General features: G+C 63.7%; 12 protein-coding genes and 1 tRNA gene. 5 read left to right on the plus strand and 8 right to left on the minus strand.

Features of this window, described 5'->3' with window-relative positions:
* The first annotated feature begins 52 nt into the window (after window positions 1–52).
* Window positions 53–331 carry an FAD assembly factor SdhE gene (locus K3148_RS00355; protein WP_221425382.1) on the plus strand — a complete coding sequence of 93 codons (279 nt, stop codon included), beginning with the start codon at window positions 53–55 and terminating at the stop codon, window positions 329–331.
* Window positions 332–387: 56 nt separating this feature from the next.
* Window positions 388–3879 carry a transcription-repair coupling factor gene (gene mfd / locus K3148_RS00360; RefSeq protein ID WP_221425383.1) on the plus strand — a complete coding sequence of 1164 codons (3492 nt, stop codon included), beginning with the start codon at window positions 388–390 and terminating at the stop codon, window positions 3877–3879.
* On the opposite strand, the gene K3148_RS00365 is transcribed toward mfd, so the two are convergent.
* Window positions 3876–5195, minus strand: coding sequence for a GGDEF domain-containing phosphodiesterase (locus K3148_RS00365; protein ID WP_221425384.1), 1320 nt, complete (start codon window positions 5193–5195; stop codon window positions 3876–3878). The genes mfd and K3148_RS00365 overlap by 4 nt on opposite strands.
* Window positions 5196–5320: 125 nt before the next feature.
* Here K3148_RS00365 and K3148_RS00370 point away from each other — a divergent pair, with 125 nt between their 5' ends.
* Window positions 5321–6103: an NAD kinase gene (locus tag K3148_RS00370; RefSeq protein ID WP_221425385.1), complete on the plus strand. Its 783-nt coding sequence runs from the start codon at window positions 5321–5323 to the stop codon at window positions 6101–6103.
* Between the two features lie 96 nt (window positions 6104–6199).
* A tRNA-Asn gene (locus tag K3148_RS00375) sits at window positions 6200–6274 on the plus strand.
* Between the two features lie 51 nt (window positions 6275–6325).
* Here the strand turns inward: K3148_RS00375 and K3148_RS00380 are convergent.
* The 6 genes from K3148_RS00380 to K3148_RS00405 all read right to left on the minus strand — a co-directional run bounded on the left by K3148_RS00380 (window position 6326) and on the right by K3148_RS00405 (window position 12347).
* Window positions 6326–6928 (minus strand): nucleotidyltransferase family protein, encoded by a 603-nt coding sequence (locus tag K3148_RS00380; RefSeq protein WP_221425386.1) that lies wholly within the window; start codon window positions 6926–6928, stop codon window positions 6326–6328.
* Window positions 6915–7766, minus strand: coding sequence for an XdhC family protein (locus K3148_RS00385; protein WP_221425387.1), 852 nt, complete (start codon window positions 7764–7766; stop codon window positions 6915–6917). Before K3148_RS00385 ends, K3148_RS00380 begins: the two co-directional genes overlap by 14 nt.
* Window positions 7766–9955, minus strand: coding sequence for a xanthine dehydrogenase family protein molybdopterin-binding subunit (locus K3148_RS00390; protein WP_221425388.1), 2190 nt, complete (start codon window positions 9953–9955; stop codon window positions 7766–7768). The genes K3148_RS00385 and K3148_RS00390 overlap by 1 nt, the downstream gene beginning before the upstream one ends.
* Window positions 9952–10935 (minus strand): FAD binding domain-containing protein, encoded by a 984-nt coding sequence (locus K3148_RS00395; protein ID WP_221425389.1) that lies wholly within the window; start codon window positions 10933–10935, stop codon window positions 9952–9954. Before K3148_RS00395 ends, K3148_RS00390 begins: the two co-directional genes overlap by 4 nt.
* Complete coding sequence (locus tag K3148_RS00400) at window positions 10932–11441, minus strand: 2Fe-2S iron-sulfur cluster-binding protein (RefSeq protein WP_221425390.1); 510 nt, start codon at window positions 11439–11441, stop codon at window positions 10932–10934. The genes K3148_RS00395 and K3148_RS00400 overlap by 4 nt, the downstream gene beginning before the upstream one ends.
* Before the next feature lie 168 nt (window positions 11442–11609).
* Window positions 11610–12347 carry a sulfite exporter TauE/SafE family protein gene (locus tag K3148_RS00405; RefSeq protein ID WP_221425391.1) on the minus strand — a complete coding sequence of 246 codons (738 nt, stop codon included), beginning with the start codon at window positions 12345–12347 and terminating at the stop codon, window positions 11610–11612.
* A 69-nt stretch (window positions 12348–12416) separates the two neighbouring features.
* On the opposite strand from K3148_RS00405, the gene K3148_RS00410 reads away from it, so the two are divergent.
* Window positions 12417–13031, plus strand: a complete 615-nt coding sequence (locus K3148_RS00410; RefSeq protein ID WP_221425392.1) for a GNAT family N-acetyltransferase — start codon at window positions 12417–12419, stop codon at window positions 13029–13031.
* A 27-nt stretch (window positions 13032–13058) separates the two neighbouring features.
* Here the strand turns inward: K3148_RS00410 and secA are convergent, their stop codons facing one another.
* Window positions 13059–15857, minus strand: coding sequence for a preprotein translocase subunit SecA (secA, locus tag K3148_RS00415; protein WP_221425393.1), 2799 nt, complete (start codon window positions 15855–15857; stop codon window positions 13059–13061).
* Between the last annotated feature and the right edge of the window lie 72 nt (window positions 15858–15929).

Genomic DNA, 15929 nt, shown 5'->3' on the forward strand with positions numbered 1-15929 from the left:
CGCACCGCTATAGCCGCTTGCACGGCTTTGGCGAGTGCCCTACCCGCCTCCCATGCCCGAAATGCTCACCACCGAAGGCCGTCTTGCCCGCGCAAAATTCCGCAGCTGGCATCGCGGCACGCGCGAAGCCGATTACATGATCGGCGGCTTCTTCGATCGCTACCACGCGGATTGGGGCGCGGAGGAACTCGCCTGGTTCGAAGCGCTGCTGGAAGAAGACGATGTCGACATCATGGCCTGGGCCCTGAAGACCCAGCCAACCCCGCCCCGCTTCCAGGGCGAGCTTATCGAAAAGATGCAATTGCTCAATTACGTCGACATTCCCCGCTGACGGGACACAACGCGTATTGACGGGAACGCGAGGGAGCTTACGGCGCTGAGCCTGTAATGCCCGACCTCTCCCGTATCCTGAAAGCCGAGCGCCCGCTTACTCTGGCGCAGGTCGCCCGCGGCGCGCAGCCGCTTGTCATGGCCGATCTCGCGCGTGCCGGAACCGGCCGTGCCGTCTTCATCGCGCCCGACGATGCCGCGATGCGCTCGGTGAGCGAGGCGGCGCAGTTCTTCGCACCCGAACTGGACGTGATCGAATTCCCGGCCTGGGATTCGCTGCCCTACGACCGCGCCAGCCCCGCGCTGACGGTCAGCGCCAAGCGACTTTCCGCGCTGTTCCGGCTGCAAACCGGCAACGCCAAGGCGCAGCTGGTCGTCACCACCGCTAACGCCGTGCTCCAGCGCGTGCTCACCCCGTTCCGCATTCGCGAGAGCGTGCGCGAGTTCAAGCCGGGGACAGAGATCGGGCGCGACAGTCTCTCGCTCCTGCTTCAAAAGCAGGGTTACAGCCGCACCGACACGGTGATCGACAAGGGCGAGTACGCCATACGCGGCTCCATCGTTGACGTCTTCCCCAGCGGCCTCGACGACGCGCTGCGGCTCGATTTCTTCGGGGACGAGCTGGAAAGCCTGCGCAGTTTCGATCCGAATACGCAGATGAGCACGGGGCGCCTCGACAGCCACCTCCTGCTGCCGGCAAGCGAGGCGCTGCTCGACGAGGACAGCATCAAGCGTTTCCGCAGCCGGTATCGAGAAATGTTTGGCGCCAATGCTACGCAGGACCCGCTTTACGAAGCCGTGAGCGAAGGCCGGCGCCTTGCCGGAATGGAACACTGGCTGCCGCTGTTCGAGGAACGGCTGGTGACGCTGTTCGACCATCTCGATGCGAAGGACGCGGTGGTCATCGACAGCGCCAGCCTCGCCGCGGCGGATGAGCGAATCAAGGACGTCACCGACTATTACGACCAGCGCAAGGCGGCGAGCGGTCAGGCCAAGGGCAGCTATCGTCCGCTGAAGCCCGACGCGCTCTACCTGACGGACGAGGAGTTCAACGCTGCGCTGGCCGATGCCCCCGCCCATCGCGCCACCGGTTTCGACGAACCGGAAAGCGAAACGGTCATCGATTTTGGCTTCCGTTCGGGCCGCGATTTTGCGCCCGAGCGCGCGCGGGGCGACAGTGTCTATCCGGTGCTGGCCGATCACCTGAAAGCGCTGGGAAAGGCGGGCAAGCGTCCGCTGCTCGCCGCCTATTCGACCGGCAGCCGCGCGCGCATCGCCTCGATCCTGTCCGAAGCGGGCGCGCCGGTGCAGCTGGCGGAAAGCTGGCAGGAGGCGCTGGGCTTAAGCGCCAAGGGCAAGCCTGCGGCCATGGTCCTGCCGCTGGAAGCCAGTTTCGCCAATGACGAGATGGAACTGCTCACCGAGCAGGACATCCTCGGCGATCGCCTCGTGCGGCGCAAGAAGAAGCGCAAAGATGCCGAAGCCTTCCTCGCCGAATTGCAGGCGCTGAGCGTGGGCGACCTCATCGTCCATACCGAGCACGGTATCGGAAAATATCTCGGCCTCGAGCCGGTCAGCGTGGGCAAGTCGAAGCACGATTGCGTGCAGCTGGAATACAAGGGCGGCGACAAGCTGTTCATCCCGGTCGAGAACATCGACGTGCTCAGCCGCTATGGCAGCAGCGAAGAGGCGGTCATGCTCGACCGACTCGGCGGCGAAGCCTGGCAGAAACGCCGCGCACGCCTGAAAGAGCGCATCCGCGAGATTGCGGGCGAACTGATGCAGGTCGCTGCGCAGCGTGCGCTCAAGAAGGCGCCGGTCCTCGAAGTCGACGAGCCGACCTACAACCAGTTCCTCGACCGCTTCCAATACGAGGAAACCGACGATCAGGACCGCGCCATCGCCGATGTCCTGTCCGACCTTGAAAGCGGCAAGCCGATGGACCGGCTGGTCTGCGGCGATGTCGGTTTCGGAAAGACCGAGGTCGCGCTGCGCGCCGCTTTCGTTGCCGCGATGAACGGCCAGCAGGTCGCGGTGGTTGCGCCCACCACCCTGCTCGCGCGCCAGCATTACGAGAATTTCCGCCAGCGGTTCTCCGGCTTTCCGCTGAAGGTCGGCCGCCTCTCGCGCCTCGTCCCCGCCAAGGAAATGAAGGAGACGCGCGAAGGCCTGGCCAAGGGCGATGTCGACATCGTCGTCGGCACCCACGCGATCCTGTCCAAGCAGACGAAGTTCAAGGAACTCGGCCTCGTGATCGTCGACGAGGAGCAGCGTTTCGGCGTCACGCATAAGGAGAAGCTCAAACAGCTGCGTGCCGACGTGCATATGCTAACGCTCACCGCCACGCCGATCCCGCGCACGCTGCAAATGGCGATGACGGGCCTGCGCGAACTCTCCACCATCCAGACCCCGCCGGTCGACCGCCTCGCGGTCCGAACCTACGTCATGGAGTGGGACGACATGGTGATGCGCGAGGCGCTGCTGCGCGAACACCATCGCGGCGGGCAGAGCTTCATCGTCGTGCCGCGCATTTCGGACATGGAAGCCATATCCGACTGGCTCCACGAGAACGTGCCCGAGGTGAAGTTCGTCCCCGCGCATGGACAGATGGGCGCGGGCGAAATTGAAGAGCGGATGAGCGCCTTCTACGAGGGCAAATACGATGTCCTTCTCGCCACGACGATCGTCGAAAGCGGGCTCGACTTGCCGAGCGCAAACACCATCATCATACACCGCGCCGACATTTTCGGCCTCGCCCAGCTGTATCAGCTGCGCGGCCGCGTGGGTCGCTCGAAGCTGCGCGCCTATGCGTACCTTACCTATGAGAAAGACATGGCGCTTTCCGAAGTGGCCGAGAAACGCCTGAAGGTCCTCGGCGATCTCGACAGCCTCGGCGCAGGCTTCCAGCTCGCCAGCCACGATCTCGACATTCGCGGCGCAGGCAATCTGCTGGGCGACGAACAGTCGGGCCACATCCGCGAAGTCGGCTTCGAACTCTATCAGTCGATGCTCGAAGACGCGATCCTCGCCGCCAAGGCGGGCGAACTGGGCCTGGAAGCCAAGCGCGAGACGGTCAGCCCGCAAATCACGGTCGACGCGCCGATCATGATCCCGGAAGACTACGTCCCCGACCTCGCCGTGCGCATGGCGCTTTATCGCCGTCTCAACGATGCGGAAAACATGGGCGAGATCGAGGCGCTGGCCGCCGAGATGATTGACCGCTTCGGCCCCCTGCCCTCGGCCACCGAGAATCTCGTGCGCCTGATCCAGATCAAGCTGCAGGCGATGGAGGCCAATATTGCCAAGATCGACGTGGGCGCGGCCGGCACGCTGGTCACCTTCCACAATGACGATTTCGCCGATGGGCCGGGCCTCATCGCCTATGTCGACAAGCTCAAAGGTACTGCCAAGCTGCGCCCCGACATGAAGCTGGTCATCAGCCGCGTGTGGAATTCGCCGGAAAGCCGCCTCAACGGGCTGTTCCAGTTGACCAAGGGACTGTCGGGGATCGTGCGGAAAGCGAAAAAGCGCGAGAAAGCCGTGGCCTAGCGCCGGGCGAGCGTCAGCAGGGCGTGCTGCGGCATGGGTTCTGCGCGCAGGAAGCCCTGGAAGTATTCGCAATCCTCGGCGGCCACGAAATCGCGCTGCCGCTCGGTCTCGATGCCTTCCACCAGCACGCGAAGGTCGAGCGCCTTGGCCATGCCCATGATCGCGCGGAACACGGCACGGTCGCGCTCGTCTTCGAGCACGCCCTCGACCATCGAACGGTCGAGCTTGATGCAGTCGATCGGCAGCACTTTGAGATAGCGGAAATTGCAGAAACCCGCGCCGAAATCGTCGAGCGCGATGCGCACGTCGAGCACTTTCAACTGCTGCAACACATGGCTGACGCGGTCGAGATCGGCGAGCAGGACCTGCTCGGTTATTTCGAGCGTGATGCGCGAGAGCGGGAAGCCGATACGCTCTGCCAACCGGGCGAAATCGATCGCGAAATTGTCGACGGCGAGATCCGTCGGCGTGATGTTGATCGACAGGCGCAGGTGTTCGGGCCATTCGCACGCCGCTTCCATCGCGCGCTGCGCGATATGACGGGAGAGATGCGCCACGTGGTCCGCGCGTTCGGCGATCTGGAACAGCACGTCGGCGCCGATCCGGCCGACAATCGGGTGGTGCCAGCGCACCAGCGCCTCGGCACCGATCATCCGGTCATCGACGAGCGAATATTGCGGCTGGAAGAGGACCTCGATCTCCTCGCGGTCGATCGCGGCGAGAAGGTCCGACTCCAGCTCGATATTGGAGCGCGGCGCATTCGAGGCGTCACCGCTGGGCCAGTCGATCCGCGTCCCACGCGACTGGCGCATGGTCTCGGCCACTTCGGACAGGCGGTCGAGCATCGAATCGAGCGCGGTATCTCCTCCCGCCCGCATGAGCGCGATCCGGGGCCACAGCCGCAAGGCGCCCCCGCCATCGGGGTTGGCGATCGGAGTAGCCAGCGCGTCGGCCAAGGCTTCCGCGAGCCATTGCCACCGTTCGGCGGTGCAGTTGGACCGCGTCACCAGCATGAAATTGCCGCCCGACAGGCGAACCGCAAGCCAGGCATCGCTTTCCAGTTCGTCACTGGCAAAATGGCGAATGCGATGCGCAACTTCGACCAGCGCTCCGTCGCCTGCGGTTTCCCCGAATGCAACGTTCAGCGTATCGATACGCCCGAGCGAGATCAGCATGGCGTTCACCGGACACGGACCACTGCTCTGCGGCCAGTTGGCACACCACGATTCGATGGTCGCACGCAAAAGCGACACGTCCCCCAGGCCGGTCAGGGCGTCGGTCGAATCGTCAGTCTTATGGTCCGGTGCGGTTGCCATTCATGCACCCATAGCATTGCTTTACGGTTTATTAATCATAAAATCGACCGTGTTGCCAAACGGGACGCCGGTCCATAGGGATGCGGCCAACTCCGCTTCTGGAGCGACGGATGACAAGGCATCTTATGTCCGATTTCGAACGACTTGCCCTTTTGGTATCCGATTCCGACCGGGCGCGCGAAGCGGCGGAAGAGGTGTTCGCCCCGCTCGCTGACTGGGTTCCGCTGGAGGAAGCCGATGCCGCCGTCGTCATCGGGGGCGATGGTTACATGTTGCAAAGCCTGCATTCGATGCTTGACGAAGGGCGCATCCTGCCCGCCTATGGCGTCAATCTCGGCACGGTCGGTTTCCTCATGAATCGCAACCGTCAGCCGGACAAATTGCTCGGACGCATTGCCCGCGCCAAGCCGCTCACCATCGCCCCACTCGCCATGGAGGCGGTCACGCAAGACGGCGAAACCCACCGCTTTTGCGCTATCAACGAAGTCTCGCTGCTGCGTGAAACGCGCCAGACCGCGAAGATCGAGGTCGCGGTGGACGAGAAGGTCCGCATCAAGGAACTGGTGTGCGACGGCGTCCTGCTCGCCACTCCTGCGGGATCGACGGCCTATAACCTTTCCGCCGACGGCCCGATCCTGCCGCTCGACTCCCAGCTCCTCGCGCTAACGCCCATCTCGGCCTTCCGCCCGCGCCGCTGGAAGGGAGCAATCCTGCCCGATCGCAGCCGCGTGACCTTTCGCGTCATCGAAGCCGACAAGCGCCCCGTCTCCGCGGTCGCCGACCAGCGCGAGATCCGCAATGTCGCCGAAGTGCGGCTCGAAATCGCGCGCGAAAACGAGCTGACCCTGCTCTTCGATCCGGGTCATTCGCTCGACGAACGCATCGTTGCAGAGCAGTTCGTGGTGTGAGCGCAACAGCGTTGCACAAGCGGCGCAAATTTTTCCAAAACCCGGCTTGCCAAACCGAAAAGCCGCCCATATACGCCCGGCCTGCCTTCGGGTTGCTCCCCGATAGCTCAGCGGTAGAGTAGGTGACTGTTAATCACTTGGTCGTTGGTTCGAATCCAACTCGGGGAGCCATTTCCTTTCAAACCAGAAGCACGCGCCAGCAATCTTGCGGCAGACTTCCGGCTATGGGCTCTCTTGCAAGCTTTGAGATTTGTCCGGCGTGTTTGCGCCGTTCAGCCGATCCAGATCGCGGGTGTCATCGACATCGAAGAGTTCATCCTGGTGTTGCGGAGCGACAAGCTCTGCATCCCCTAGATCGAGGCTGCGCGCTCCCCTGTCCCCTGTAAGGGTTTCGAGCAGAGGGAAGATCTTGCGCGGGAAGTTCGCGGGACACCCGGCAGTGTTATCGGGATACAGCGTAAAGGCCACGCCCTGCGCTTCGATAAGCCGACCAAGATGCGCCGGCGAGACGAGCGGCATGTCGGCGAGCATGATCATCGCGCGATCGCAAACGGTCAGCGCGCGCACTCCTGCAGCGATCGAGGTGCCCATGCCCTGCTCGGCTAATGGGTTTTCGACGGTCTTCCATCTCGGACGGGTGTTGATCGGGCTATTCTGGCCGATGACGAGAATGCGCTCGCTGAAACCAATATTCTCTGCGGTTTCCGCGGCCCATTCCCACAAGGGGCGCCCGCGAAACTCGGCGATGAGCTTGCCGCCGCCAAACCGTTTACCCTGGCCGGCAGCAAGCAAGACCACACCTGTCTTCACATCAGGCAGCGACACGCATCTGCTCGTAACGGCCGACGATTTCGGACAGTGCCGATAGCGCGAGGGTTCGCGGCGATTTGCAGGCCGGCATCAGACCTACCGGGCTGGTCAGTCGCGCGATTTTCTCCTCCGGAATGCCGTGTGCGACTAGCGCCAGCGTCCGGTCGCTCCGCGCCCTTTCTCCCCCTTGCGCTCCTATGTAGAAAGCCTCGCTTGCCAGCGCCTGTTCGAGCAAGGCCAGTTCCCATTCGTGATCATGGAACAGCAACAGGCAGGCCGTCCATGGATCGTAACGCAGATTCTGCGCCGCTTTGCCGAGAGCAAGGTCGTCCCTGGAAAACGCTTCGGCTTCGATCTTCAAGGCCGAACTCAGCGAAGCGACAGCCTCGAGCTCCGGCCCCTCCCCCAATACGACGAGTTTCAGCGCGGGGAGGTAGGTGCGTCTCAGCAAGGGGCTTGGGCCTGCGAGCGCCAGCCCGGCCGGGCGACGCGCTTGCAGCGCTTCGAGGGCGGATCGACAGGCCGCGCGATCCGGTTCCGGGTCGAGCAGGATATCGAGCCCGCCGCCACACGGCAGGCGGAAGTCGATCCGGGAGGACCCGCGTCCATAGCGCACAACGCGGCGCTCCTTGCATTGCGTTATGTCGCTTGCCAGCTGGCTCTCAAGACAGCCATCGGCAAGATCGCCAACGGTCGTTCCGTCCGGCAAGACCGCCAGTTGCGCACCGAGGCGGCGGGAAAAGCTGCCCTCGACCCCGACGATGGTGCACAGGCCCACACCCGGTTGGCACGCCGCAGCAAGCGCGAGGTGATCCTCGTTGCTTACGGTCTCGATAGCGTAATCGGCCAGCATCAGTCGGGCATTGCGGCCAGAACGCGATCCGGCGTCATCGGGTAATCGTACAGTCTAGCGCCGCAGGCGTTGTAGATCGCGTTGGCGATGGCTGCTGCGCCTCCGCACATGCCAAGCTCGCCGATGCCCTTGGCCTGGATCGGGCTGGCCGCGCCGTCGCGTTCTTCCACCAGCAGGACTTCCAGATCGGGGACGTCGCGGTGAACGGGCACGTGATATTCCGCGAGATCGCAATTGACGAGGTGTCCGTCGCGCGGATCGAACTCCAGCGCCTCGGTCAGTGCCACGCCGATGCTCCAGGTAATGCCGCCGATGCATTGCGAGCGCGCGGTCTTGGCGTTGAGAACGCGTCCGAAGCCGAATGCACCCAGCATCCGATCGACGCGGGTTTCACCGGTGTAGTGATTGACGCGTACTTCGGCGAAGAAGGCGCCGAAGCCGGAGGCGGTGTAATCGTCCTCTATATCGCCCGGCTGGTAATGGCCTTCGCGCACAAGGTCCTTGCCTTCGAGCAGGTCCGTCAGAGCTTCGCCGCCAGTTGTCTTGCCTTCGCGCAGGTCGAGCCTTTCCTCACTCGTGCCGAGTTTTGCGGCCAGTTCCTCGCGAATTGCCTTGCATGCGATATAGACCGCCGAACCGATCGAAGCCGCGCCCCAGCTGCCGCCCGAGCCCGGGCCGCGCGGGTGGCGCGTATCGCCCAGTTCGACCAGGACCTGCCCCGGATCCAGCCCCAGCATCTCTCCGGCGATCTGCGCCAGGATGGTATAGGTCCCGGTGCCGATGTCGGTCATGTCGGTTTCGACAAGCGCCGTGCTGTCAGCTTTCAGCGTCACGCGTGCCTTCGCCTCGGAGATGTTGTGGACGCGCGCGGCGCTGGCCATGCCGGTGCCGATCCACCATTCGCCCTCACGCCGCTGGCGCGGTTGGCGGGGGCCACTGTCCCAACCGAAAGCTTCAGCGCCCTGCTTCAGGCATTCGGCAAGCTTGTGGGAGGAGAACGGGAGGTCTTCCTCGGGATCCCTCTCGGGTATGTTGCGCAAGCGCAGCTCGACCGGATCGATGCCGGCCTTTTCGGCGAGAACATCCATCGCCCCTTCGAGCGCCGGCATGCCCACCGCCTCTCCGGGAGCCCGCACCGATCCGGCCGTCATGCGATGAATGCGGGCCACCTTGAGCATCAGTTCGCGATTCTCGCCGCCATACATGAAGTGCGACGATTGCAGCACGGGTTCGGCAAAAGTCTCGCCGGGAAGGTTGGACACCAGCGCTTCGTGGCCGAAACCGGTAAGCTTTCCTTTCGCATCGGCCGCAAGACGCAGGCGCTGCGTGGTTTCGCTGCGGCGCATGACCGTCTGGAACACCTGCTGGCGGGACTGAACGACGCGGACGGGCCGCCCAACCTGTTTCGCCGCCAGCGCGGCTGCGACCACCTCTTCGCTGATCCCCAGCTTGGAACCGAAACCGCCACCGACGAAGCGGGAAATGAGGCGGATATTCTCCTCTTCCATATCGAGCGCATCGGCCAGTTCGGTGATGTTGTAGTTGAGCATCTGGAGCGAGGCATGAACGGTCAGCTTGTCGCCATCCCACTCGGCGATTGCGGCATGCGGCTCCATCGCGGCGGACGCATGCCCCTTGGTCGTGTAGCTTACGTCAACGCTGTGTTCGGCTTCGGCCATGGCATGCGCCAGATTGCCCTGGTGAACGGTCTCGTCCTCCTGCTCTTCCGGTTCGACCGCGTTCGGATCGAGCGGAGCGCCTTCCTCCTCGCGATATTCGACCTTCAGCTGCTTGGCCGCATCGCGCGCCTGCTCGAAGGTTTCGGCGACCACCAGCGCGATTGGCTGCCCCCAATAACAGACCTGCGCGGGCCCTTGCATGGGGGCCTCGTTGGCCGTGCCCTGCGCGGCGCGGGTGCTCATCTTCTTATCGTCGACCACCGCGACCACGCCGGGCATGGACAGTACGCTTGAGCGATCGATGGAAGTAACCTCGCCGCGCGTGATGGTCGAAGTGACCAGCACGCCCTCGACACAACGGTCGATGGGGTATTCGGCGGCATAGGGCGCGGTGCCGGTGACTTTGGCCAGACCCTCGATCCGCGGCAGGGGCTTGCCGAGCACGCCCTGTTTCATGCCGTCGAGACGGTTGGAATTGTCGGGCTCGTCCTGCTTGAGATGGACCGTCATGCTGCGTTCTCCGTCGCTTGGGCCAGGACGGCGCGAAGCGTTCGCCGCGTGAGCGGTATCTTGAAATCGTTCTCGCCAAACCCGCGGGCATCCTCCAGCAGGATATCGGCTGCCTTATCGAACAGCGCGTCCGAAGGTGGCTGGCCCAAGAGCGCTTCTCCGACACGCGGGTCGTACCACGGCTTGTGCGCCAGACCGCCGAACGCGAGGTCGGCGCGGGAAAACCTGCCATCGGTCAATTCGATTATGGCGGCGACGGAGACCAGCGCGAAAGCATAGGAAGAACGCTCTCGCACCTTGCGATAGATTTGCGTGCCGCCCACAGGCGCTGGAAGAGCAATGCCGGTGATGATCTCGCCCGGTTCGAGCACATTCTCGATCCACGGCGTATCGCCCGGCAGCACATGGTAATCGCGCACCGGCACGCTGCGCTCGCCCTTGTCGCCGGAGATTTCCACCCTTGCGTTGAGCGCGCTGAGCGCCACGGCCATATCGCCCGGATAGGTCGCGATGCACTGCTCGCTCGTGCCGAGGATCGCGTGGAGCTTCGCAATGCCGTCGATGGCTCCGCAGCCGGTACCCGGTTGCCGCTTGTTGCAGGGCTGGTCGATATTCGTGAAGTAGAAGCACCGCGTGCGCTGACACAAATTGCCGCCATTGGTGGCCTTGTTGCGCAGCTGCTGCGTCGCTCCGGCCAGAATGGCGCGCGACAGGACCGGATAGTCGGCCCGCACGCGGGGGTGGACGGCGGTTTCGGTATTCGTGGCAAGCGCGCCAAGGCGCAAGCCGCCATCATCCGTGTTCTCGATATCCGCAAAGCCGAGCCGGTTGATGTCGGCAAGCTGATCGGGCGTTTCTACCTGCAGCTTCATGAGGTCGAGCAGGTTCGTACCGCCTGCAATGGCAAGCGTATCTTCGCCAGCGGTCAGATGCGACGCTTCGGTCAGCGAAGGCGCGCGGGTGTATTGAAACGGTCTCATGAACGACCTCCCGCCGCGACTTCCTCGATCGCGGCGACGATATTCGCGTAGGCGCCGCAGCGGCAAAGATTGCCGCTCATACGCTCGCGGATTTCCTCACCGGAGATGGCGACGCGTCCTTCGAGACTTTCGCTGGCGTCGCTGGGCCAGTCGGCGGCCAGCTCTTCGAGCATGGCGGTGGCTGAGCAAATCTGGCCCGGAGTGCAATAGCCGCACTGGAAGCCGTCATGCTGGAGAAAAGCGCGTTGGAGGGCAGAGGGCTCGTCAGGCGTGCCGAGACCTTCGATGGTCGTGACGCTGTCGCCGTCATGCATTGCCGCCAGCGTCAGGCAACTGTTGATGCGGATGCCGTTCACGATCACCGTGCATGCTCCGCACTGACCATGGTCGCAGCCCTTCTTCGTGCCGGTGAGGCCGACGTGTTGTCTCAGGAAATCGAGAAGACTGACCCGCGGGTCGTCCGGCATCGGATGAGCGGTTCCGTTAACGGTGATTGTGTCGGCCAAGCGCGCCTCCTTTCCCCTTAGAACCGTTTGGCGGGCAAAGGTGTCCGGAAACTCAAATTTAGAAGTTCGGCAAATGCGGGTTGGCAGGCCAGAGCCGCGGCGCAGACGTGCAGCGGACGGGTTGGGATTAGGGGGTAACGCGGAGAGGCGCACCCTATGATTTCCAAGCTACACGGTTAGCAGGAGCCGCGCGCCCACCCATGCGGTAAGCAGCGCCGTCCCCCAGCGGATGTACCGCTGCGGCAGGAATTTGAGCGCCAGATGGCTTCCGATCTGGCCACCGATGGCGACCGCCACGATGAGCGGCAGGCCAAAGTCGAAAGCGGCAAGGAAGCGCCCCTCCCCTCCTTTCAGGATCTGTCCGGCAAGGCCGAACAGCGAATTCACCAGGATGAACAGGCTCGCGGTGGCCGCGATGGAGCGTGCCAAATGCCAGCGCGTGAGGTGCAATAGCGGGGCGAGGAAGATGCCTCCGCCAATCCCGACCAGGCCGGCAAGATAGCCGAGAGGTATGGCAGCGAGCGGGACGAACCGGGCAGCCTTGTTCGGCGCTCCTTCGCGCTTGGCAACAGGCAGGAACATTGTCGCCGCGGTCAGCACGAGGCTTGCGCCCAGGATAGTCAGGAACGCTCCTTCCCCGATGGGGGTGAGACCGCCGAGAAACGCGGCCGGCGCCGCGATTGCCGTCAGCATCAAGGCGCCTCGCCAGGGAGTGACGCCGGCGCGGGCGAAGCGCACGGTGCTTCCCGCTACCACCACGATGTTGCAGCTCAGCGCAATCAGCGGGAGGACGCGGTAGTCGACACCCGCGAGCGCCAGCAGCGCGTTATAGGTCGATCCGCCGCCGAAACCGACGCTGGCATAGAGCAGCGCGGCAAGGAAGAAGGCGGCGATCAGCGGCAGCATGGTTCCGCCTCTAGCTTCGCATGGCTTGCTGCACTAGCCGTCCCCGCACGGCCGTGGCATCAGGCTAGCATGGATGCAGTCGACATCGACCTGCCCGAAGGCTTCATGCACGCAACCGCGCGGCACTCGCGCGAGGTGGGCGAGATCACCGCCGACGCCTTCCGTAACGATCCCTTCAACGCCTGGCTTTTCGGAAAATATGCGGCGATCCGCGCGCTCTTCCATGCACAGGCGCGCCGGATCTACGTGCCGCGCGGCTTCAGCTATCGGATCGGTGATGAGGGCGCGGCCATGTGGATGCTGCCGGGCGGCGACAGTTCGCTATCGCTGGTCGATTACGCCGCCATCGTGCTTCCGACCCTGTGGCATTGCGGTCCAACCGCCGTGTCCCGCGCGCTGAAAACCGGTGAGGCGATGGAACGCCAGCATCCCGATTTCGAGCACGCCTATCTCTTCAGCATCGGCGTGCGAGCGGCCCATCAGGGCAAGGGACTGGGGCGCAGGCTGATCCAGCCCATGCTCGACGCCTGCGACAAGGCTGGTACGCGCGCGTATCTGGAGAACACCAACCCCGCCAACACCGGCTTCTACCGCTCCTGCGGGTTCGAGCCGATGGGCGAAGTTCGTCCGACGCCGGATGCGCCGCCGATGGTGCAGATGGTGCGCGAGCCGCGCAGCGCCTGAACGCCGCGCGGCCCGTTCACAGGGACCTTAAACCCGCGCGCCCATGGCGCCGTGGCAGTGCTTGTACTTGTTGCCCGAGCCACAGGGGCACGGCGCGTTGCGGCTGATGTCCTGCCCGGCATAGGGATTTTCGGACGAGGAACCGCCCGGACCTGCGGCTGCACGCGGACTTCCGGCCAAAGCGCCGAACAAAGCCGCGCGGCTTTCCGAACCGTCGCCATCGTCCGAATTGTCGCGCCCCGTCAGCGGGTCGATATGCCCGGTCAAGAAGTCGGGCAGTTCGGGCAGGTCGACCGGCGGCAGCGGGGCCGGTTCGGCCAGCTGGATCGTCAGCAGCTTCGAGGTCACGTCCTCGCGCAGCTTATCGAGCATGCTTTCGAACAGCGCGAAGGCTTCCTGCTTGTACTCGTTGAGCGGCTGCTTCTGCGCATGGGCACGAAGGCCCACGACCTGGCGTAGCGCGTCGAGCGTGGCGAGGTGATCCTTCCACTGGTGGTCGAGTTCCTGCAACAGCAGGCTCTTCTCGATCCGGCGCCAGATGGCGGGATCGGCCTTGGCGATCTTGGCGTCCATGCGCGCATCGGCTTCTTCGCGAATGCGCTCTTCCACCAGCTCGGGTTCGATGTGGTCTTCCTGGACCCAGTCTTCCATCGGGAAGGACATGCCGAAGACGTCCTCGACCTTGGTCTTGAGGCCTTCCATGTCCCACTGTTCGGGATAGGAGCCCGGCGGGCAGTGCTCGCCGACCATGGCGTTGATCGCATCGTGGCGCATATCGACCACGACATCGTCCACAGCCTCGCTGTCCATGATCTCGGCGCGCTGCTCGTAGATCACCTTGCGCTGGTCGTTCATCACGTCATCGTACTGGACGACCTGCTTGCGGATTTCGTAGTTGCGCGCCTCGACCTTCTTCTGCGCGGTTTCGATGGCCTTGGAGAGCCATTTGGACCCGATCGCTTCGCCGTCTTCGAGGTTGGAGTTCATCATGCGGGCGAACAGCGTGTCCGGCCCGAAAATGCGCAGGAGATCGTCCTCGAGGCAAAGGTAGAAGCGCGAGAGGCCCGGGTCACCCTGACGGCCCGAACGGCCACGCAGCTGGTTGTCAATGCGGCGGCTTTCGTGGCGCTCGGTCGCAAGGACAAACAGGCCGCCCGCTTCGAGCACGCGCTGCTTTTCCTCGGCAACCTCTTCCTTGATCTTCGCAATCGCGGCGTCGCGTTCGGGGCCCTCGGGCATTTCCGCAAGCTCGTCCTCGATCCGGAATTCGACGTTACCGCCGAGCTGGATGTCCGTGCCGCGACCGGCCATGTTGGTGGCGATGGTGACCGCCCCGATGCGGCCTGCCTGCGCCACGATATGCGCCTCGCGCTCGTGCTGGCGGGCGTTGAGGATCTCGTGCTTCACGCCTTCCTTGTCGAGGAAGTCGGACAGCAGCTCGCTCTTCTCGATCGAGACCGTGCCGACGAGGACCGGCTGGCCGATCTCGTGCTTTTCCTTGATCGCCTTGGCGATGGCTTTGAACTTGTCCTGCGTGTTCTTGTAGAACTCGTCTTCCTCGTCGATGCGCTGGACGGGTACGTTGGTCGGGATCTCGACCACGTTCATCTTGTAGATGTCCCAGAATTCCGCCGCTTCGGTGGCCGCGGTGCCGGTCATGCCCGACAGCTTGGGATACATGCGGAAATAGTTCTGGAAGGTGATCGAGGCGAGCGTCTGGTTCTCCGGCTCGATCTTCACGCCTTCCTTGGCTTCGACCGCCTGGTGCAGGCCGTTCGACCAGCGGCGACCGTCCATCATGCGGCCGGTAAACTCGTCGATGATGACGACCTTGCCCTCTTCACCCATGGTGCCGTCGGGCTGCATCTTCTTTTCGAACTTCACGATGTAGTCGGTGTCGCGCTTGAACATGATGTTCGCTTTGAGCGCCTGGTCGAGGTGGTGGACCACCTGCGTGTTCTCGACATCGTAGAGGTTGTCGGTCTCGAGGAGTTCGGCGTCCTTGAGCATCTGCTCGATGGCGTCCGTGCCCTCTTCGGTCCAAGTGATGTTCTTCGTCTTCTCGTCGGCCTCGTACCAGTCGGGCTCGATCTTCTTCACGATCTCGTCGACCGTGACATAGAGCTCGGATTTGTCTTCGGTCGGGCCGGAGATGATCAGCGGGGTGCGTGCCTCGTCGATCAGGATCGAGTCCACTTCGTCGACGATCGCAAAGTTGAAGGGGCGCTGCACCATCTGGCCGCGCTCGTGCTTCATGTTGTCGCGCAAATAGTCGAAGCCGAATTCGTTGTTCGTGCCGTAGGTGATGTCCGCGCCATAGGCGTCGCGGCGGGCCTGTTCGCCGAGGTTCGGCACGATCACGCCGATGGTCAGGCCGAGGAAATTGTGGAGCTGGCCCATCCATTCGGCGTCGCGGCTGGCAAGGTAATCATTCACGGTGACGACGTGGACGCCCTTGCCCTCGATCGCGTTGAGATAGGTGGCCAGGGTTGCGACCAGCGTCTTCCCCTCACCCGTGCGCATTTCGGCGATCTCGCCGCGGTGGAGCACGATGCCCCCGATCATCTGCACGTCGAAGTGACGCATACCGAGTACGCGGACCGAGGCTTCGCGCACGGTGGCGAAGGCTTCGGGGAGGATGTCGTCCAGCGTCTTGCCGTCGGCAAGCTGGGCGCGGAACTTGTCGGTCTGCGCGCGCAGTTCCTCGTCGGAGAGCGCCTGCAGCTGCGGCTCGAGAGCGTTGATCTGGTCGACGACCTTGCGGATGGAATTGACGTAACGGTCGTTGGACGAGCCGAAAATGGCCTTGCCGATGGATTTGAGCATGATGGGGCGAATGCCTCGAATGTAAGCGGGAATTATACGGGAAATGCCCGCGCACACCGATGGTGCCGGGCA

Origin of the sequence: Qipengyuania aurantiaca, from assembly GCF_019711375.1 — a bacterium.
In the GTDB taxonomy this organism is placed as follows: Bacteria; Pseudomonadota; Alphaproteobacteria; order Sphingomonadales; family Sphingomonadaceae; genus Qipengyuania; species Qipengyuania aurantiaca.